Source organism: Streptococcus equinus (assembly GCF_049393735.1).
Classification (GTDB): domain Bacteria; phylum Bacillota; class Bacilli; order Lactobacillales; family Streptococcaceae; genus Streptococcus; species Streptococcus equinus_G.
This window is the reverse complement of the sequence record NZ_CP185946.1, coordinates 1,705,014-1,723,929: the sequence shown is the minus strand read 5'-3', so window position 1 is coordinate 1,723,929 and position 18,916 is coordinate 1,705,014. Positions and strand designations below refer to the sequence as shown.

Annotated in this window: 21 protein-coding genes; 17 read left to right on the top strand and 4 right to left on the bottom strand. The window is 36.1% G+C overall.

Annotated elements, in window-relative coordinates:
• Positions 1-22: 22 nt before the first annotated feature.
• A complete protein-coding gene (locus tag ACNTMY_RS08630) occupies positions 23-904 on the bottom strand; it encodes a LysR family transcriptional regulator (RefSeq protein ID WP_423216139.1) in 882 nt (293 codons plus the stop codon).
• Between the two features lie 158 nt (positions 905-1,062).
• Between ACNTMY_RS08630 and ACNTMY_RS08625 the strand changes: the two genes are divergently transcribed.
• The 10 genes from ACNTMY_RS08625 to ACNTMY_RS08580 all read left to right on the top strand — a co-directional run bounded on the left by ACNTMY_RS08625 (position 1,063) and on the right by ACNTMY_RS08580 (position 9,584).
• Complete coding sequence (locus ACNTMY_RS08625) at positions 1,063-2,685, top strand: malolactic enzyme (protein ID WP_004233312.1); 1,623 nt, start codon at positions 1,063-1,065, stop codon at positions 2,683-2,685.
• A gap of 21 nt (positions 2,686-2,706) precedes the next feature.
• Positions 2,707-3,978 (top strand): 2-hydroxycarboxylate transporter family protein, encoded by a 1,272-nt coding sequence (locus tag ACNTMY_RS08620; RefSeq protein ID WP_423216138.1) that lies wholly within the window; start codon positions 2,707-2,709, stop codon positions 3,976-3,978.
• A 224-nt stretch (positions 3,979-4,202) separates the two neighbouring features.
• Entirely contained in the window at positions 4,203-4,658 is a 456-nt protein-coding gene (locus tag ACNTMY_RS08615; RefSeq protein WP_423216137.1) for a ferritin-like domain-containing protein, read from the top strand.
• Positions 4,659-4,842: 184 nt separating this feature from the next.
• Positions 4,843-5,613: a TatD family hydrolase gene (locus ACNTMY_RS08610; protein ID WP_423216136.1), complete on the top strand. Its 771-nt coding sequence runs from the start codon at positions 4,843-4,845 to the stop codon at positions 5,611-5,613.
• The gene (gene rnmV, locus ACNTMY_RS08605; RefSeq protein WP_033153739.1) at positions 5,606-6,169 is read left to right on the top strand and encodes a ribonuclease M5; all 564 of its coding nucleotides are present in this window, start codon (positions 5,606-5,608) and stop codon (positions 6,167-6,169) included. Before ACNTMY_RS08610 ends, rnmV begins: the two co-directional genes overlap by 8 nt.
• Position 6,170: 1 nt before the next feature.
• Complete coding sequence (locus ACNTMY_RS08600; protein ID WP_423216135.1) at positions 6,171-6,695, top strand: DUF1697 domain-containing protein; 525 nt, start codon at positions 6,171-6,173, stop codon at positions 6,693-6,695.
• Between the two features lie 81 nt (positions 6,696-6,776).
• Positions 6,777-7,649 (top strand): 16S rRNA (adenine(1518)-N(6)/adenine(1519)-N(6))-dimethyltransferase RsmA, encoded by an 873-nt coding sequence (gene rsmA / locus ACNTMY_RS08595; RefSeq protein WP_021143191.1) that lies wholly within the window; start codon positions 6,777-6,779, stop codon positions 7,647-7,649.
• A gap of 359 nt (positions 7,650-8,008) precedes the next feature.
• Positions 8,009-8,191 carry a ComC/BlpC family leader-containing pheromone/bacteriocin gene (locus ACNTMY_RS08590; RefSeq protein WP_420543568.1) on the top strand — a complete coding sequence of 61 codons (183 nt, stop codon included), beginning with the start codon at positions 8,009-8,011 and terminating at the stop codon, positions 8,189-8,191.
• A complete protein-coding gene (locus ACNTMY_RS08585) occupies positions 8,185-8,877 on the top strand; it encodes a CPBP family intramembrane glutamic endopeptidase (protein WP_234794538.1) in 693 nt (230 codons plus the stop codon). The genes ACNTMY_RS08590 and ACNTMY_RS08585 overlap by 7 nt, the downstream gene beginning before the upstream one ends.
• A 32-nt stretch (positions 8,878-8,909) precedes the next feature.
• Positions 8,910-9,584, top strand: coding sequence for a CPBP family intramembrane glutamic endopeptidase (locus ACNTMY_RS08580; protein ID WP_133018006.1), 675 nt, complete (start codon positions 8,910-8,912; stop codon positions 9,582-9,584).
• 474 nt (positions 9,585-10,058) lie between these two features.
• Here the strand turns inward: ACNTMY_RS08580 and ACNTMY_RS08575 are convergent, their stop codons facing one another.
• The gene (locus tag ACNTMY_RS08575) at positions 10,059-11,438 is read right to left on the bottom strand and encodes a bacteriocin secretion accessory protein (protein WP_423216134.1); all 1,380 of its coding nucleotides are present in this window, start codon (positions 11,436-11,438) and stop codon (positions 10,059-10,061) included.
• 9 nt (positions 11,439-11,447) lie between these two features.
• Entirely contained in the window at positions 11,448-13,595 is a 2,148-nt protein-coding gene (locus ACNTMY_RS08570) for a peptide cleavage/export ABC transporter (protein WP_423216133.1), read from the bottom strand.
• 234 nt (positions 13,596-13,829) lie between these two features.
• On the opposite strand from ACNTMY_RS08570, the gene ACNTMY_RS08565 reads away from it, so the two are divergent.
• The 7 genes from ACNTMY_RS08565 (at position 13,830) to ACNTMY_RS08535 (ending at position 18,500) form a co-directional block, all read left to right on the top strand.
• The gene (locus ACNTMY_RS08565) at positions 13,830-14,069 is read left to right on the top strand and encodes a garvicin Q family class II bacteriocin (protein WP_423216132.1); all 240 of its coding nucleotides are present in this window, start codon (positions 13,830-13,832) and stop codon (positions 14,067-14,069) included.
• An 11-nt stretch (positions 14,070-14,080) separates the two neighbouring features.
• Positions 14,081-14,383, top strand: coding sequence for a bacteriocin immunity protein (locus ACNTMY_RS08560; protein WP_039697854.1), 303 nt, complete (start codon positions 14,081-14,083; stop codon positions 14,381-14,383).
• A 160-nt stretch (positions 14,384-14,543) separates the two neighbouring features.
• The gene (locus ACNTMY_RS08555; protein ID WP_423216131.1) at positions 14,544-15,542 is read left to right on the top strand and encodes a thioredoxin family protein; all 999 of its coding nucleotides are present in this window, start codon (positions 14,544-14,546) and stop codon (positions 15,540-15,542) included.
• Complete coding sequence (locus tag ACNTMY_RS08550; RefSeq protein ID WP_423216130.1) at positions 15,532-15,756, top strand: helix-turn-helix domain-containing protein; 225 nt, start codon at positions 15,532-15,534, stop codon at positions 15,754-15,756. The genes ACNTMY_RS08555 and ACNTMY_RS08550 overlap by 11 nt, the downstream gene beginning before the upstream one ends.
• A gap of 75 nt (positions 15,757-15,831) precedes the next feature.
• Positions 15,832-16,131 carry a DUF3884 family protein gene (locus tag ACNTMY_RS08545; RefSeq protein ID WP_423216129.1) on the top strand — a complete coding sequence of 100 codons (300 nt, stop codon included), beginning with the start codon at positions 15,832-15,834 and terminating at the stop codon, positions 16,129-16,131.
• Between the two features lie 304 nt (positions 16,132-16,435).
• Entirely contained in the window at positions 16,436-17,167 is a 732-nt protein-coding gene (locus tag ACNTMY_RS08540; RefSeq protein WP_423215021.1) for a response regulator transcription factor, read from the top strand.
• 4 nt (positions 17,168-17,171) lie between these two features.
• The gene (locus ACNTMY_RS08535; RefSeq protein WP_423215020.1) at positions 17,172-18,500 is read left to right on the top strand and encodes a sensor histidine kinase; all 1,329 of its coding nucleotides are present in this window, start codon (positions 17,172-17,174) and stop codon (positions 18,498-18,500) included.
• Between the two features lie 15 nt (positions 18,501-18,515).
• Here the strand turns inward: ACNTMY_RS08535 and ACNTMY_RS08530 are convergent, their stop codons facing one another.
• Entirely contained in the window at positions 18,516-18,668 is a 153-nt protein-coding gene (locus ACNTMY_RS08530; protein WP_420543561.1) for a hypothetical protein, read from the bottom strand.
• Positions 18,669-18,916: the final 248 nt, after the last annotated feature.

Below are 18,916 nucleotides of genomic sequence, written 5' to 3'. Positions count from 1 at the left end.
CCTTTTGGGTTGAGGTTTATTGTTATGAGACTTTTTCAATCAAAGTGATGAGTTGTTTGATTTCTTTTGATAAGCCTGCGTGTTTAGAGTGGGCATAGCTGACATAAAATGAAATTCTATCTTCTTTGGCAAGAGGAATCTTGACCAGTTGGTCAGAGTCGCTGCTAAGAGCGATATCAGATAGCAGTGAAATGCCCATGTTTTCAGCGACCATTTGTTTGATGACTGAGACATCATCGATTTTAAAAAGGATGTTTGCTTGATCATGATAACGGTGATTAAGCTGATTGAATGCTGTCAGATGCATATTGTGCTCATCGAGTAGAATAAAGTTTTCAGAGAGAATATCCTGAAATGCAAGTTCTTTTCGGTCTGCTAGTGGGTGATTTTTAGAAAGCACTACGTAAAATTCTTTTTTGAAAAGTTGTTTGATGACCAGTAAATCGTTTTTGATTGGCGCAAGTGAGCCCAACAAACTAAAATCGATTTGTCCATCAAGTAGTTTCATCATGAGACTATTTGAACCACCACGAATGGCTTTAACTTTAGAAAATGGTGTGAGCTCTTCATTTTTTTGTAAAAGTTCGGTCAAAACATAATTTCCGATAATCGGTGGAAAACCGACGGTCATCATAGGTTTGAGTGACTGGTGCACCTCATTAACAGCCGTTTTGATTTGTAGTAAGACATCTTCAACGTGACTTTGAAAAATATCTCCTTGCAAGGTTAATTCAGCTGTGCGATGTGACGGGTCTTTGATGATTAAATCACAGCCTAATTCTTTTTCCAAGCGCTTGATAGCGTAAGAAATCGTTGGTTGACTGACTTTGAAATATTGTGCAGCACCAGTATAAGATTTTAATTTTCCAAGCTGGTAAAAATATTCTAAATCACGTAAATTCATGCTTACCTCCTTGCCTTATTTTACCATAATCTTTTTCAATCTACTTATAAATATTTTTTATCAAAAGTAACGTGTTTGACTATAAGAAGTTTGGCAGTTTATAATGACCCGCATAAGATCTTTCTACATATTTAAATAGCCTATTAGGAGGAAAAGTCATGCGTGGACATGAAATTTTAAATAACCCATTTTTAAATAAAGGGACTGCCTTTACTATGGAAGAACGTAAAGAACTTGGCTTGCTAGGTATTTTGCCACCTTACGTTCAAACAATTGAAGAACAAGCTGAACAAGCTTACCAACATTTCTTGCGTAAACCATCAAATCTTGAAAAACGTCATTTCTTGATGGAAATCTTCAACACTAACCGTACACTTTTCTACTACCTATTCAACCAACACATTGTTGAATTTAACCCAATTGTGTACGATCCAGTTATCGCTGAAACAATCGAAGAATACAGTGAATTGTACGTTGACCCACAATACGCTGCATACCTTGATATTAACCACCCAGAAAATATTGAAGAAACTTTGCGCAATGCTGCTGGTGACCGTGACATCCGTTTGATTGTTGTAACAGATGCTGAAGGTATCCTTGGTATTGGTGACTGGGGTGTCCAAGGTGTAGATATCTCTGTTGGTAAATTGATGATCTACACAGCTGCAGCTGGTATTGACCCTGCTTCAGTTATGCCACTTGTTATCGATGCTGGTACAAACCGTAAAGAACTTTTGGAAAATCCAATGTATCTTGGTAACCGCCACGAACGTGTCACTGGTGACCAATACTACGAATTTATCGACAAATTTGTTCAAACAGCAGAAAACATGTTCCCTAAATTGTACCTTCACTGGGAAGATTTCGGTCGTTCAAATGCTGCTAACATTCTTAACAAATACAAAAAAGAAATTCCAACATTTAACGATGACATCCAAGGTACTGGTATTGTTGTTCTTGGTGGTATCTTCGGTGCTATGGACATCACTGGTGAAAAACTAACTGACCAAGTTTACCTTTGCTACGGTGGTGGTTCTGCTGGTGCTGGTATTGCTGACCGTGTTCACGCTGAAATGGTTTCAGAAGGTTTGACTCCAGAAGAAGCTTACAAACACTTCTTCATGATTGACAAACAAGGTCTTCTTTTTGATGACATGGAAGATTTGACACCTGCTCAAAAACCATTTGCTAAAAAACGTGAAGACTTCGCTGACTGCGGTGACATGACTAGCCTTCTTAATGTTATTAAAACAGTTAAACCAACAATCTTGGTTGGTACATCAACTGATGCTGGTGCCTTCACTAAAGAAGTGGTTGAAGCAATGTGTGAAAACACTGAACGCCCAGTTATCTTCCCAATTTCTAACCCAACTAAGAAATTAGAAGCTACAGCAGAGCAAGTTATTGAATGGTCAGACGGTAAAGCATTCGTTGCGACTGGTGTACCTTCAGGTACAGTAAGCTACAAAGGTGTTGATTACCAAATCGGTCAAGCAAATAATGCTTTGATCTACCCAGGTCTTGGTCTTGGTATGTTGGCATCTGAAGCTTCACTTCTTACAGATGAAATGATTGGTGCGGCTGCTCACTCACTTAGCGGTCTTGTAGATCCAGGTCAACCAGGTGCACCTGTTCTTCCACCATTCCAATACGTTGCTGAAGTGTCTATCAAAGTTGCAGAAGCAGTTGCTAAAAAAGCTCAAGAACAAGGTTTGGCTCAAGCTGAAGAAAAAGATATGGCTAAAGCTGTTCGCGACCTTAAATGGTATCCAAAATATTAATTTAGGAGGATAACCATTCGTATGAAAAAATTAAAAGATACTAAAATTGCAGGTCTTTCTCTACCGCTTTATACGGCTCTGGTTATCATTTTAGCTGTTGTTATTGCTATGGGAAAATTGCCACTGAACATGGTGGGAATTACCTTTATGTTAGTTGTTTTAGGTCACCTCTTTTATTTCCTTGGTGAGAGATTACCGTTTTGGAATACTTACCTTGGTGGTGGCTCAGTATTTACCCTACTCGTAGCAGCGGTGCTTGCTGCAACAGGTCTTGTGCCAAAATCTGTTGTTGAAGCAACATCAAGCTTTATGAGTGACTGGGGATTCTTAGATTTTTACATTGCTGCTTTAATCTGTGGTTCTATTTTGGGAATGAACCGCAAACTTTTGGTGAAAGCTTCTGCTAAATTTATTCCTGTTGCTCTTTTATCTATGGTTGTCGGATTCTTTGCAACAGGTGCTGTAGGTGCCCTTCTTGGTCAGGGCTTTGGTCACTCTGTCATGTATATCTCCTTTGCACAAATGGCAGGTGGAATGGGAGCAGGTATTGTTCCTTTATCAAAAATCTATGCAGCAGGACTTCACGCAAATGCTTCAAGCATCTTGTCACAATTAGCGCCAGCAACAACACTTGGTAATATTTTTGCGATTATCGGTGCTATTGTGCTTGCGCGTGGCTTTGCCAATACAAAATTTAATGGACACGGTGTGCTTATTCCTGTGGATAAAGATGATTTGAAAAAATCAACCATAACCCTCGATCCTACCAAAATTGGTGTTGGGATGATGATTGCCTTTGCCCTTTTCCTTGTCGGTGTTATCCTTAATGCCTTTGTTCCAAAAGTGCACAGTTATGCCTTTATGATTATCATTGTGTTTGTCCTCAAAGCACTTGATATTGTGCCAAAAGAGTTGGAAGAAACTGTTGTCATGTTTAACCGAGTTATCATGACAAATCTGACGCATGCCGTTCTTGCTGGTATTGGTCTTGCCATGATTGATTTAACCTCTCTTGCGCAAGCTATGACATGGCAATTTGTCCTTATCAGCTTGACATCAGTTGTTTCAATGGGACTTGCAAGCTGGATTTTAGGCCAAGTTCTTGGCATGTATCCAGTGGAAACAGCTATTGGAGCTGGTATGATTAACAACTCTATGGGTGGTACAGGAAATATCGCTGTACTATCAGCAGCAGACCGCATGGAAATGATTGCCTTTGCCCAAATGGCTAATCGACTTGGCGGTGCAATTGTCCTCATTCTAGGAGGAATCCTTATTCAATTTTTACATTAATTCAACAATTTTGACTCCTTAAAAATGTGTAAAACAACCTTTTAGATTGTGTTTACTCTGAAAAAATAGAATATATTATTACCCTGAACCCCTTAGCTTGCTCACCACAAGTTAAGGGGTTATATTGTGCGAGTTTTAGATGTTATGAGAAGACAGAAGCTAACTTTGGTATTTTGAAAACGCTTGTGATAGAATCAAGGTGAAAAAGAATCAGGAGGCAGATTATGGCAAATGAAAAATTACTTGAAGCACTTCAAACAATTGTAACAGCTCTCTCTCAACAAGCAGATGGGCACGCCATTCAGTCAAAAATTTTTGCATCACAAGGCTTTACAAAATTAGCTGACAAATACGCTGAACATGCTAACGAAGAACGTGACTACGTCGGTAAGTGCATTGATCGAATCTTGGATTTAGGCGGAGCAGTTAAAAATGGTGCTAAGGAAGAAACTCCTGTCTACACAGATGCAATTGAGTGGGTTAAGTATGACTTACAAGTCTCTGTTGATGGTTTAGCTTATTTGAAAGGCATCGTTGAACTCGCTAAAGACGACTTAACAACATATGATCTTTTAAAAGATTATTACAAAGACGAAGAAGAAGACATGTACTGGGGCGAACAACAACTTGACCTGATTGAAAAAATCGGTGAAACAAACTGGTACATTACAATGCTATAAAACTAAAAACAGCTAAGTAAACTTAGCTGTTTTTTAATACGATAAGTAGTTACCTTTCACCAAAGTTATCCACAGGGGGAAAATAATCCTACTTTATCCACAGAATATTCAACAATTGGGTAAAAAATAATGTTTTCCTCTCACATACTTTGGTCTCTCTTGCGGTCTGTGTTATAATAAAACCATGGAAATTTTCGATACACACACGCATTTAAATGCTGATGATTTTGCTGGTCGTGAAGCAGAAGAATTGGCTCTTGCAAAAGAAATGGGCGTCACTCGACACAATGTTGTTGGATTTGATGCACCAACTATTAAACGAGCTATTGAGTTAGCTGAAGAATACCCTGAAATTTATGCTACAATCGGTTGGCACCCAACTGAAGCAGGTTCTTATAATCAAGAAATTGAGGACATGATTGTCTCAAATCTCTCACACCCAAAAGTGATTGGTCTTGGTGAGATTGGACTTGATTATTATTGGATGGAAGACCCAAAAGACGTTCAAATTGAGGTTTTCAAACGTCAGATTCAACTTTCTAAAGAGCATAATATGCCTTTTATCGTGCACACTCGTGATGCTATGGAAGATACTTACAAAGTTATCAAAGAGGTCGGTGTTGGACCACGTGGTGGGATTATTCACTCATTTTCTGGTTCTTTGGAAATGGCAGAGCGCTTTGTCGAGCTTGGCATGATGATCTCATTTTCAGGTGTTGTCACATTTAAAAAAGCTCTTGATGTTCAAGAAGCTGCGCAAAAATTACCACTGGATAAGATTTTGGTTGAGACAGATGCGCCTTATCTTGCCCCAGTTCCAAAACGAGGTCGTGAAAATCGCACAGCTTACACACGCTATGTAGTGGATAAAATTGCTGAACTTCGTGGATTAACAAGCGAGGAAGTAGCAAAAGCAACATCAGACAATGCAAAGAGGTTATTTAACTGTGACTGAAAAAATTAAAATTCAAGAAGTCCTAGTCGTTGAGGGAAAAGACGATACTGCAAATTTGCGCCGCTTTTACGACGTGGACACTTACGAAACACGAGGCTCTGCTATCAATGATGATGACCTTGAACGCATTGAAAAACTAAATGACCTTCGTGGTGTTATTGTCTTTACAGACCCTGATTATAATGGCGAACGCATTCGTAAAATCATCATGAATGCTATTCCAAATGTGAAGCACGCTTTTCTAAATCGTGGCGAAGCCGTTCCAAAATCAAAAAGCAAAGGTCGCTCACTTGGAGTAGAACACGCAAACTTCGAAGACTTGCAAAAAGCGCTCAAAGGTGTTTTAGGAAACTTTGATGATGACAATCAATTCGATATCACAAGAGCTGATTTGATGCGCTTAGGACTTTTGATGGGAGGCGACAGTCGTAAACGCCGTGAATACCTTGGCGAAGAACTCCGCATCGGCTACAGCAACGGCAAACAACTCCTCAAACGCCTAGAACTCTTTGGCATCACTCTAGCCGAAGTAGAAGAAGCGATGGAGAAATACTAATATGAAAAAAGTCGCTCTTTTAAGAGGAGTTACGCCAGTTGGTCAAAATCGAATCCCTAAAATGACTTATCTGGTAGAGATTTTAACAGAAGCAGGTCTTGAAAATGTTAAGACTTATATTCAGAGTGGCAATATCGTTTTTGAGACAAGCTTGTCTGACGATGACGTTTGTGCATTGATTCATGATACGATTCAGGCAAAAATCGGTGCTGATTTATCGGTTATCCTCAAAACGCAAGACCAGTTTACGACGGCTCTTGCTGAAAGTCCATTTGATCAAAACTACGATGACTCACGTGTTCACTTGGTATTTACCAATGACCAGCTTGACCAAGAGATATTAAATGAACTACTAGAGACGGATTTTGGTGCTGAAATCTTGAAAGCTGGTAGTGAGTGCCTGTATCTCTATTTACCAAGAGAAGCAAAGAAAAAGCGACTGAATACCAATTACCTTGAAAAACAGTTACATATCACAGCAACTATGCGAAAGCGTCGCAGTATTTTGCGATTGAGCCAAATGTGATACAATAAGAACCTAGATTGATAGAAACGAAAGGAAAGAAATCTTTATTCTGGGGATAACCTGTGGATAAGGAAGAATACTATGAGAATTGCAGATTACAGCGTGACGCGTGCTGTCCTTGAGCGTCATGGATTTACTTTTAAAAAATCATTTGGACAGAACTTTTTGACAGACACTAACATTCTTCAAAAGATTGTAGATACTGCTGAAATTGACAAAAACGTCAATGTTATTGAAATTGGTCCTGGTATCGGTGCATTGACAGAATTTTTGGCTGAAAATGCTGCTGAAGTTATGGCGTTTGAAATTGACGACCGTTTGATTCCGATTTTGGCTGATACGCTCCGCGATTTTGATAATGTCAAAGTGATTAACGAAGATATCTTGAAATCAGACCTACAAAGCCGTATCAAAGAATTTGCTAACCCAGACCTTCCAATCAAGGTCGTAGCAAATCTTCCTTACTACATCACAACACCAATCTTGATGCACTTGATTGAATCAAAAATCCCATTTGCGGAATTTGTCGTGATGATGCAAAAAGAAGTGGCAGACCGCATTTCAGCAGAGCCAAACACTAAAGCTTACGGTTCGCTATCAATTGCTGTGCAATATTACATGACAGCAAAAGTTGCTTTCATCGTGCCACGTACAGTGTTTGTGCCAGCACCAAATGTTGACTCAGCGATTTTGAAAATGACTCGCCGTGAAGAACCACTTGTTAAAGTCAAAGACGAAGACTTCTTCTTCCGCGTTGCGAAAATCAGTTTTGTTCACCGTCGTAAAACACTTTGGAACAATTTGACAAGTCACTTCGGAAAAGCAGAGGAAACAAAAGCCAAACTTGAAAAAGCACTTGAAATTGCAGAAATCAAGCCATCTATTCGAGGCGAAGCTCTTTCAATTGCAGACTTTGCAAAATTAGCTGACGCTTTAAAAGAAGTCGGATTATAAATCAAAAACCAGCTCATAGAGCTGGTTTTTTAGTTTAAATATGATTAATGAAATTCATTACCGTTGAAGCAATATCGTGCCATTGTTGCAATGTCATAAAGTGATAAATCAATGTGAAATACATTTTCTCCTAAACTCCCTTGTTAATAATTAACATTTCTATTATGCCATAAAATCTTGTTTATAAACGCAAAAGTCATAAACGGTCAAAATTTAGTCGCGAATGGTAAAAAATTCAAAAAAACTTACCGTTTACGACGAAAAAACGACCGTTTGCGACATTGACGTTATTTTGCGAAAATTCTGATAAAATGAATCTTGTCAATCGCGATGACAAAAATAACTTGGGAGATATTTACATGAATACAAAAGCGTTTCAACAATTTGACACAATGACAACTGAAGCCCTTGTGCGTATTGAAGGTGGAAATCAGGTATTTGCTGGAGGAGGCGGTAAATTAAAACCTGATCAACCTTGGTGGACGAAAGTTGATTGGTGTTCAATCGCAAGTGGCGTTAATGGAGGAATGATTGTTTGTTGAATCATCTTTTTTTAGATGATGATAGAGGAAAGCGAGTTTTTTTCCTGACTTTTCCTCTTATTTTTTATGTTATCTTTTTTTACCTTTTGCCAGGATTATTAAGACAAGTATTTATAAAATATGCTACCGATGATTTTCACAAACTGATTTTTTTGTGCAGTTATTTTACTTTTGTATTTTTGTTGATGGTGTCCTATTTGCTTAAGCAAGAGGGGAAAAAGTTTTTTAAAGTGAGTTTCAAGTATCATTATATTGGGATAATTATTTTATTGTCTTTGGGAAACATTGTTCTTTCTGTTGTTCTTGCTTATTATTTGCCGTTGCCAATGAACCAGCAATTACTGAATAATAGCAGGTTAGGTGCATCAGAGAGTAGTCTACTTGTGAAGCTTTTGTGGGGAGGCGTGATTACTCTTATAAATGAAGAACTATTTTATCGCGGTATTTTGATGACAACTTATTTTAATAATTCACGTTACTACCTAGATATTTTAGTATCTACTGTTTGTTTTGCGTCTATCCATGTTATCTGGTCAGCGTGGTCGTGGTTAGATTTTGTTCAATATATTCCTGCGGGACTTTCTTTAGGTGTGACTTTTAGGTGGACAAAATCAATTTATTATCCAATATTACTGCATGCTTTGGTAAATTATCTTCCAAGAATTATTTTGGTTTTACTAAATTAAATATAAAATTTGATTTCTAAAAAGGAGTATTTATGATAGAAAAAGTAAAGAACTTACTTGCTCCAAAACTGTTGGCAATATTTTTTATCTATTATCATCTATTTGGATTAAAGTTTGTAATGTTTACTATTTTAGAGCGATTTGATTTACCATTAACGGAATATCATTACCCTCTTCTTAATATTTTTACCATCCTATTTATTATTGTACTGGTGATATACCTAAGACGAAGAAGACCAGAAATATTTCAAATAAGACCACTAAAACCTTTAGATTATTTAGTAACTTTGCTTGCTTTTGGGGTGATATACGCTTACTTCAGTAATCTTTTATTTGTTGGTGGAGATATAAAAAATGATTTATTATTTTTCCGTGATTCCCCATTGGCGTTTTTGGTCGCATTACAACCCTTTATTATCGGACCAATCCTAGAAGAGTTAGTTTATCGTGGTGTTTTGATGACTAGCTTTTTTGAGAAATCAAAGTTTTACTTAGATTGCTTACTATCTGCTGTAATGTTCTCAGTAGCTCATCTATCTTCTTATGGTTTGAGTTTAGAGGTATTTAAAAACTATGCTTTTCTTGGTTTAATTTTAGCGATTCTTTTTAGAAAAACACGGTCAATCTATCCATCAATTCTTGTTCACATGGCGTGGAATATTTATCTTAGCTGGCATCTGATTACATTTATTTTCTTTGAAAGGTAGTAAAAATCATGAAAAACTTACCGTTTACGACGAAAAAACGACCGTTTGCGACATTTACGTTTATTTGGCAAAATTTCTGATACAATAAAATATGTCAGTCACATGACACGTCATTTCCAGGAGATTTAAATGACAAAAGGACTTTAATCGCAGTGTTGCTAAGAAAGTCGTTGCAATGAAAGGGAAACCTTAGCTACTTGCGATATATGGGAGAAACCTATCTTTGAAAATTCATCATCTATAAGATGATACAAAGAGAAAGTAGGCTATAAAGCTTACTTTTTTTATTGATGCGTACGCTTAGGTTGTAACAGTGAAAATATTTTTGGAAAAATACGGTTGGATTCTATCTATTATTGCAGTTACAGCTATATGGGAAAGATATGTTATTCTGTTAATTTTGAAGTTTGCTAAATTTAAAGGAAAATAACTAAGAATATTTTATAAAAAACCAGCTAATTTAGCTGGCTTTTCTTATTGAAAATCTTTTAAGAGCTTGTCTTTGTAGTAGTTAAAGAATGTTTTTTTGCCGATAACACTGATGGTCTTGCCTTGTAAACCATATTTTAAATGAGTACTATCTTTTTTATCGACGTCTGCTCTTGCAGTGATTTCAAAGAAATTCCCGTCTTTAGTCTGGGTAGCAGAGTTTGCGATTTTATTGATTTTTCCTTCGATATTAATGGTCTGGTTGCTAATCTTTTCAAGAGTCAGACGTACAGTCTGTCCTTTTTTGAGTTGGCTTACATGAGTGGAGTCAACGTAATATCGAATAGCAATTTGTTGAGTTTTACTAATATCAGGATAGATTTCTGCAATTTGACTTCCTTGTGGAAGAAGAGTCTTCCCTTCAAATTCACTAGAAACATGTAAAATTCCATCTTCTTTAGCTTTTAAGATAGTATCAGATTTTGAAAGGTTTGTTTGGTCAAGTTGAGCTTGTAGGCTTTCTTTTTCTTGTGTTACCTGAGCTAATTGTGTTTCAGTTTGGGTTAATTCTTGCTGACGAAGACTCTCAATTTGGCTGCTGGCGCTAGTATCATAACTTCCTGTTGAAAAGTTTGAAGCTGCTTGAGTCTGTAAACTTGAAATAGAGGAATTAATGTTATCAATTTGCCCTTGAAGGTCTGCTAAAAACTGATTTTTAATATTTTCTTTGCTGCTGGCATCATTACCAGTAAGAGCTTGACTTTGACTTAAATAGCTATTGAGAGTTGTTGTGTAAGGATTAGCACCAGAAATACTTGTCTGATTGCTCTGAATGGCATCTTTAACTTCTTGATATTGGATGGCTTGCGTTTGAAGTTCACCGATTTGTTTGTTCACTGCAGCATTTGCTCGGCTAACACCAGCTTCTTGTTTGGCAACAGAGTTGTTAGTTTGGGCAACCTGGGCTGTGATGGTTTTACTTTGACTAAGAAAACAATCAATAGTTGCAGCGCAACCAAATTCATCCTCACCTGTGAAAAGATTTTTTCCTTGGTTAAGACTTTCTTTCAAGGTATTCAAATCATTTTGTTTACGCTCATCACGCTCGATTTGAGTCTGGATAGCTTTTAATTGATTGTCTTCCATTTTGTCGGAGTATTTAACGAGCAAATCTCCTTTTTTGACCATTTTATTTTCTAAAAGTTGATTATCAATTACGGTGTTGTTACTTGTCGATTGGACGACGTCGATGATTTTTGTAGGTCGAAGACTGCCAACAGAGGTCACGGTGATTTCTTTTCTTCCTATTAAAGAGAACAATATTAAAAAAATCAAGAAAATTGTCATTGGAAGAACCAGAAGTGTTGCGAAATTATGATAACGTCTGTGATAAAATTCAGCCGATTGAAATAATTTAGGGTTCATGATTCCTCCTTAATGTTGAAATAGCTGAGCATAAAAGCCTTGATTTTTCATAAGTTGCTTGTGATGTCCTTCTTCAACGATTTTCCCCTTATCAAGTACCAATACACGGTCTGATTGTTCTGCGATGCTCAAACGATGGGCTACGAAGATAATAGTTTTGTCGGACAGAGATAGTAAATTGTGGATAACTCGTTTTTCAGTTAGCACATCAAGTCCACTTGTTGCTTCATCCAAAATCAAAACAGGAGCTTTGGTGAGTAGAGCGCGTGCAATAGCAAGACGTTGCTTCTGACCACCTGATAAACCAGCTCCGTCTGAAAGTTCAGTGTGATAAGCCATCGGCATCGCTTCGATGTCTGATCGAATTTCTGCAATTTCACAAGCTTTGATAATATCTTCCTGTGTGATATTGTCAGAAGCTCCCAAGGTTAGATTTTCTAAAATGCTTCCTGAGAAGACATAAGATTGCTGAGGCAAATAGTTGATATGTTGTCGAAGAATTTTTTTATCAATGGTTTTATAATCATAACCACCTAGGGTGATGTTTCCTTGGTTTGGGCTGTAAAAATTAACCATCATTTTTGCAAGGGTGGTTTTACCTGAGCCGCTAACACCGACTAGGCTAACTTTTTCACCTTCTGTAATAGAGAGATTAATATGGCTCAGCGTATCACGTCCAAAGCCGTATTTATAAGAAACATCATCAAAGACAAGGTCACCTTTGAGAAAGTCTTTGTTGTTAAAGACTTCTTTATTGTCAAATTCAGAAGAGACGAGATAGACTTCGTTAAGTCGATTATTGGCAACTTTAGCTGACTGCAATTTAGTCTGTAAATTAATAATATTTTCCATCGGATTTGTGAAGTAAGATAAGAGAGTGTTGTAAGTAATCAACTGCCCAACAGAAATTTTCCCTGTCATAACTAGATGTGAACCGTACCAAAGAATAGCAACGTTTAAAATCAGCTGTGCTCCCTGTTTTAATGACGTTTGGAGTGCTTCATATTTACTAAGAGTGAAACTTTTGTCCAAATAACCAACAAATTCACTATCGATATTGCGATAGCGAGTTTCTTCACTAGTGAGTGACTTGATGGTTTCAATTCCGTTGATATCTTCAATAATAGCAGAGCTGACCATGGAATTTGCTTGCATGACGTCATGGTTCATACGCTCAAACGGCTTCATAAAAGCGAAGATGATAATGGCATAGATTGGAAGAGCAACTAGAGTGAGAAAGAATAATTTAGTATTCTGCAGAATCAAAACACTTCCAACGATAATTAAAATACTGACATCTAAAAAGATAGAAAGAATAGTTGAAGCAAGCGCGTCGATAATAGAATTGGCGTCGGTAAATCGTGAAATAACCTCCCCAGTTCGTCTTGTCGCAAAAAACGACATGGGCAGTTCAAAAATATGACGGATATAAGATAAAATCACATCGATAGTCAAGCGTTGACTAAGAACAACCAGTAAGTATTGTTGTGAAAAGCTCATGATTTGTTGCATGATATAAGTGACAACCAGACCAATGGAAACAATGCTGAGGGTAGATTGCAGCTGGTTTGGAATGTACTCATCTAAAATGCCTTGCAGGTAGTAAGAACCAACAATATTGATAATCGTTACTAGTAAGCTAGCAAGAACGATGTATGTTAAGAGGGCTTTTTGCTTGAAGATAATCGGCAAAAAACTACTCAAACCATTTTTCTTATCTTTGTGCGGTTTATATGTAGGAGCTGGCGCTAGAAAGATGGCAACACCAGTCCATTCCTTGGCAAAATCAGCTTTAGCCATTTTTATCACACCGACGCTTGGGTCGGGGTCACCGATGATTAGAGAATCTTTTTTGGCTTTGTAGACGATATAGTAATGTTGTAACTTGCCTTGCTTATTGACATGGACGATACAGGGATAAGGAATATCTGGCATTTCAAAAAGTTCCATATTTGCCTGAATGGCGCGTGTTTCAAAACCAATTTTCTTTGCCGCTTCGACGATTCCAAGAGCAGTTGTGCCTTCTTTACTAGTCTTAGCCAATTCTCTCAAGTGAGCAAGCGAAAAGTGCGAGCCATAGTGTTTAGCGACCGAAGCAAGAGCAGCCGCCCCACAATCTCTCATATCAATCTGACTAACGTATTTATATCTCCACATAAAACCATTCCTTCTAAAACAGAGTCAAAAGATATTATGCCACAAAATGAGTTATCGTGAACACAAATGTCGTAAACGGTTAAAATTCAGTCGCGAACGGTAAAATTTTTTTGAAGAATTACCGTTTACGACGAAAAAATAACCGTTTACGACATTTACGTTTATAAGCAAAATTTTATGCTAAACTAAGAACTGTCAGTTGCAACGACAAAATTATTTTTGGGAGGTATTCAAATGAATACAAAAACTTTTGAACAATTTGACGCAATGACAGAGGCAGAGCTTTCAACTGTTGAAGGTGGAGGAAAAGGATACTGTAAGCCTGTTTATTACGCAGCAAACGGATACTCATGTCGATATAGTAATGGTGAGTGGGGTTATGTTGTTACTAAAGGTGCTTTTCAAGCAACAACAGATGTAATCGCAAATGGTTGGGTATCATCTCTTGGTGGAGGATATTTTGGAAAACCGTAGAGGAGTTTTTTATGTCTCAAATAACTAAAGAACAAATTATGGACCAAGTTTATAATCTTATTTTAAATATTGAAACTAAGGAAAATGAGCGTAAAGCTCTTATCAATTTTAAAAATGAGATTGAAGCAGGGAAAGAATTTGAAAGAAATTTAATGAAGTTGGCAGAAAGTTTACGGGAAATTAGCGTAAAAAATATTTCTGAGAAAACAACAATGAGCATAGGTGTGAGAGAATTTTATAAAAGTATTTCATCATATGGTCAATTGAAGAAAAACTTTGGTCGTGGACTAGCAGTAAGCGGCTTTATGTTTTAAAATATCAAGCTGATAGCTTTCCTATCAGCTTTTGTTTTAATCAAATTTTATCGTGGATGGCTTAAAAACAACAAATTAAGAGTTGAACGTTTATTTCCAAGAGAATTTGTTAAAATGAAACGGCTAATTGCGGTAACAATCTTAGTTGAAGGGAGATTTTATGAAAAAGAATGTTTTGAAAACAACAATTTTATTATCAGCAGCGGTTTTATCAATGGCTACCGCTCCGGTCTTTGCTGATGAGGAGGTTGTATCTACAACTGATATGACAGAAGTTGTGGATAATACTGTGGAAAATGTTGTGACGGATATAATTGAGCCATCAAATGATATTTCAGAAAGTCAATCTGAAAAAGCTGACGAGATATTGTCCTCTGAAGTGATTGAGAATTCAGAGGTTACAACGGAATCTATCGAAGTAATGAAAACTACAGCAGCTACATCAGATGAGGCAGAGGAAGCTGAAGTCACTATTCCTCAATATGAAGAAAATATTGCTGACTTTAATCAAGTTCCAATGACTGATGTTTATTCTATGTTTACAGAAGATGGCAAAGAGCACGTGATTTATTTTGGTAGACCAACTTGCTATTATTGTCGCCAGTTTTCACAAGAGTTAAAAGACTTCAACACTCTTATGAATAATCGTTTAGAATATTACAATACTGATAGTCAGGATTTTGATGAGGCAGCAGTAGAATTTGTCTTTGGAACAATTGGTATTCCGGGAACGCCGACTATTATTCGCTTACAAAATGGTCAAATCCTGAGTGCTTGGATTGGTGGCGGTATTTCTGGTCAAGAACTTTATGACTATCTCTTTTATGGAAAAATTCCAGCGGTTATGACAGTAATGCCTGAACAGTCAAGTGAAGATGATACAGAAATGACAGCTTTTGAAGTTGAAGAAACAAAAACTGATTCTAATATTCAGAATGTGATTTTTTCATCGCAAGATGATGTTAAAACTGCTGAAAAATCCTCTAGTGTTCCAGAAAGCTCACAAGACTTCTCTAAAAAAGAGATAAAAACTAATAACAGCAATACTTTGCCTAAACTAGGTATTAAGACAAATAATTTCTCAGTATACGGACTACTAATTTCTCTATTGGGGATAATCTTGATGAAGTTTAGCAAAGGAAAAATTAATGAAGAATAATAAGATTCAATTATCTAAGAATATAAAGAAACATCGCTTAATGAAAGATATGTCACAAAATGAATTAGACCTTAGAATCGGAGTAAGTCATCAAGCCATTTCAAAATGGGAGATTGGTGAAAATTCCCCAGATTTTATGAGTTTGATTAGTTTAGCACAGCTATTTGAAGTTAGTTTGGATAGTTTAGTGTATCAAGATGATTTGCTATTTTAAGTTGCTTTACGAATTAAAAGAAAAGGCTTACAATATATCTATTAAAGTACTTTTTAAGTGAAGGGTGGTAAAGCTATGGCTATATCTGGAGCTAAAAATTTTGTAAAGAAAATTATCTTTCCTGAAAACACTCATGAAGAGGTGTTTGTTATTAAGCTGGACAATGTACAAAAAGAAGTCTTGTTTTCCAAAGAGTTGAAGTCATTAGGAAAATGGTACATTACAAATGGGAAACATTGGATTTGCCATTCGGAATTATCCTTTGAAGACTTTCAAGCTAATTTTTTAAGTATGTCCAAACTGAAAGATAATGATGCGCAAGCTGTCGAGTTCTCGATTGATTATTTGCCGTTTTGTGAGATATTGGGATTGTAGAAAGGAATTTTGAACTAATGATGCAAAAATTATTTGTAGCGATTTTGATAGAGTTGCTAGTTTACGGTGCATTGTATTTTATTGATAGAAGTCATCGTCAGATGTATCGTAGGCTTGCTGTAGTGACTTTTTTAGTTACTTTAATCGTCTGTTTTTCAGCACTTTAAATCAATCTGATAGGAGTCTATCAGATTTTATTTTTGGAAAATGTCAATTGTGACAGGCTTGTCTTTTTTTACAGGTTTCCTTTATAATAGAAATGTTAGTCTTTTACAGATTAAGAAAATTGTTTAGGGAGAGATTTATGTTAGATATTTTTATCCTTGAGGATAATATCACGCAACAATTTCGTATTGAGCGACAGATAGAGACGATTATGGAAAAGAATAATTGGGCTTATCAGCACTTGGAAGCTTTTGCGGCATCTGAGGATATTATTGCAAAAGCATCTGAAAAGAAGAGCCATCAGATTTTCTTTCTTGATTTAGAAATTAAAGGGGATGAAAAGCAAGGAATTGACGTGGCAAGAGCCATCCGTGAGAAGGATTCGACAGCTATTATTGCTTTTGTAACGACTCATTCTGAGTTTATGCTTTTAACTTATCATTCGTTGGTTGGTGCGATTGATTTCATTGATAAAAATTTAAATGATGCAGCTTTTGAACAACGTCTAGAGTTATGCTTGAAGGAAGCTCTTAAGCATCAAAAAGGAAATTTAGGTGAGAATTCTTACCTTTTTGAAACTGCCAAAGCGAGAATTCGTGTAGCTTACGATGATATTTTATATTTTGAAACATCGCCAACCGTCCACCGAGTGATTTTACACACAAAAACTGGTCAAACTGAATTTTACGGAACGATTGCGGAGGTTGCCAAATCAGATGAACGTCTGTTCAAATGTCACCGCTCATTCGTGATTAATGTTAATAATGTCACTGAATTTGATAAAAGCACCCGAACAGCTTATTTCGAAAACGGCTCTTACTGCCAAGTCTCAAGAGACAAACTTAAAAAACTGATGGCAGAAATGAGGTGATGGGATGTTGGATTATTTTGTTCATTATATTCCGCAGTTTATTTATTATCCTGTTATCATGACAATTTTTGCGAATGTAAGAGGAGAAAAACTAAACTTACGAGAAATTATAACGATATCATTGTCATTTTTTGTTATTGATATTATTTGGTGCCCTACCGCAATGGTAAGGATATTATTATTTTATATCTTATCCTATTTTAATAGAAAAGACTTGCCACTATCTTTGCATATGTTTAATGGTTGTTTTCCATGGGTTATTGATAGCATTATTATTAGGATGATTAGCTTTTTTGTTCTACCAATATTAGAGCTAGACTATATTGATCTAAGTAAAAATAAAATTTTATTTGTTATTGTACAATTTTCTGTATTATTGGTTTATCTTTTGAGTATCAAAATATCAAAAATTGATTTTCAAACTTTTATTGAGATTAGTGAAATAAAATCACTGCGTAAAAAGTTAGTCTTTACAAATGTGACAATGATTTTTTATTATATTGCGATTGAGTTCTTGACATCAGCAGAGATTGAGTTTGGAGGGATAATTCCAACATTAATTTACCGACAATGGTTGGTTTTTCTATATTTTATATTTTTTATTCTTATGTTGGTTTACATGAACCGTTCTTATCAAAATAGACTTGAAAAAGAGATTGCTAATGACCGTGAGCAAGAATTAAGATATTTATCAGCTTACAGCAAGAAAGTTGAGGGGTTATACGAGGAATTACGTGCCTTTCGTCATGATTATGCGAATATCTTGGTCAGCTTAAAAGAGGGAATTGATCAAGATGATATGGGGCTGGTTCGAAAAATCTATGATTCTGTTCTAGAGGATTCGGCAGATTTTATTCGAAATAGCAAATTTAACATTGGTCGCTTGGCTAATATCAAAGATGATGCTATAAAGAGTCTTTTATCAGCTAAATTTTTAGAAGCAGAAGCCAATCATATTGAGGTTAATTTAGAGGTTAAAGACAAGATTGGAGTACCGGATATTCCACTACTAGATTACATTCGCTTGTTGGCTATTTTGTGTGATAATGCCATCGAAGCAGCGCTTGAAGCAGAAAATCCAGCTATTACGATTGCTTGTTTTTATCAAGATGATGACTATGTGCTAATTGTAGATAATACGACTAAGGAAGAAAGTGTCCCAGTTAATTTGATTTATCAAAAAGATTATTCAAGCAAAGGACATGGTCGGGGTATTGGGCTAACCACGATTCATCAGATGATGCGAAAATATTCCAATCTTTCTGTTCAAACAAATAGTAAAAATTACCATTTTTGTCAAACCATACGTATTAAAAAACATTCGACTAATTAGTCGAATGTTTTTTGGTTACGTACGGTCTTTAGTTTTTCCTTTAAAGAAATTAAACCAATCACCAACACCAGTAAGTAGAGGAATATTATCTCCTCCAACTGTCTTCTCCAAATCAGAATCAGTCAACTCTTTGACTGATTCTAACTCTGACATTTTCCATTCTGTCATAACTGTTTTACCTCCAGTCGAAGATTATTTTATCAGAAAAATGCTTTAATAGCTTCTTGATGTCCTAAGAGGTTAAAAAACATTCCTAAAATGTCTATTTTTTGTTTATATTGAAAAATATCAGTTTATGATTAAGGTGTTTTTTTATACAATTTCTTTTATAATAGAGATTGTTGATTTTTAGATAATCAAGAGAATAGTTTAGGTAGGAAGAGATTTATGGTAGGTATATTTATTCTTGAGAAGAA

What these genes read in the sequence shown, in the direction of transcription:
- ACNTMY_RS08630 (WP_423216139.1), bottom strand. Translation starts at nt 904, where the DNA reads ATGAATTTACGTGATTTAGAATATTTTTACCAGCTTGGAAAATTAAAA.
- ACNTMY_RS08625 (WP_004233312.1), top strand. Translation starts at nt 1,063, where the DNA reads ATGCGTGGACATGAAATTTTAAATAACCCATTTTTAAATAAAGGGACT.
- ACNTMY_RS08620 (WP_423216138.1), top strand. Translation starts at nt 2,707, where the DNA reads ATGAAAAAATTAAAAGATACTAAAATTGCAGGTCTTTCTCTACCGCTT.
- ACNTMY_RS08615 (WP_423216137.1), top strand. Translation starts at nt 4,203, where the DNA reads ATGGCAAATGAAAAATTACTTGAAGCACTTCAAACAATTGTAACAGCT.
- ACNTMY_RS08610 (WP_423216136.1), top strand. Translation starts at nt 4,843, where the DNA reads ATGGAAATTTTCGATACACACACGCATTTAAATGCTGATGATTTTGCT.
- ACNTMY_RS08600 (WP_423216135.1), top strand. Translation starts at nt 6,171, where the DNA reads ATGAAAAAAGTCGCTCTTTTAAGAGGAGTTACGCCAGTTGGTCAAAAT.
- rsmA (WP_021143191.1), top strand. Translation starts at nt 6,777, where the DNA reads ATGAGAATTGCAGATTACAGCGTGACGCGTGCTGTCCTTGAGCGTCAT.
- ACNTMY_RS08590 (WP_420543568.1), top strand. Translation starts at nt 8,009, where the DNA reads ATGAATACAAAAGCGTTTCAACAATTTGACACAATGACAACTGAAGCC.
- ACNTMY_RS08580 (WP_133018006.1), top strand. Translation starts at nt 8,910, where the DNA reads ATGATAGAAAAAGTAAAGAACTTACTTGCTCCAAAACTGTTGGCAATA.
- ACNTMY_RS08575 (WP_423216134.1), bottom strand. Translation starts at nt 11,438, where the DNA reads ATGAACCCTAAATTATTTCAATCGGCTGAATTTTATCACAGACGTTAT.
- ACNTMY_RS08570 (WP_423216133.1), bottom strand. Translation starts at nt 13,595, where the DNA reads ATGTGGAGATATAAATACGTTAGTCAGATTGATATGAGAGATTGTGGG.
- ACNTMY_RS08565 (WP_423216132.1), top strand. Translation starts at nt 13,830, where the DNA reads ATGAATACAAAAACTTTTGAACAATTTGACGCAATGACAGAGGCAGAG.
- ACNTMY_RS08560 (WP_039697854.1), top strand. Translation starts at nt 14,081, where the DNA reads ATGTCTCAAATAACTAAAGAACAAATTATGGACCAAGTTTATAATCTT.
- ACNTMY_RS08555 (WP_423216131.1), top strand. Translation starts at nt 14,544, where the DNA reads ATGAAAAAGAATGTTTTGAAAACAACAATTTTATTATCAGCAGCGGTT.
- ACNTMY_RS08550 (WP_423216130.1), top strand. Translation starts at nt 15,532, where the DNA reads ATGAAGAATAATAAGATTCAATTATCTAAGAATATAAAGAAACATCGC.
- ACNTMY_RS08545 (WP_423216129.1), top strand. Translation starts at nt 15,832, where the DNA reads ATGGCTATATCTGGAGCTAAAAATTTTGTAAAGAAAATTATCTTTCCT.
- ACNTMY_RS08540 (WP_423215021.1), top strand. Translation starts at nt 16,436, where the DNA reads ATGTTAGATATTTTTATCCTTGAGGATAATATCACGCAACAATTTCGT.
- ACNTMY_RS08535 (WP_423215020.1), top strand. Translation starts at nt 17,172, where the DNA reads ATGTTGGATTATTTTGTTCATTATATTCCGCAGTTTATTTATTATCCT.
- ACNTMY_RS08530 (WP_420543561.1), bottom strand. Translation starts at nt 18,668, where the DNA reads ATGACAGAATGGAAAATGTCAGAGTTAGAATCAGTCAAAGAGTTGACT.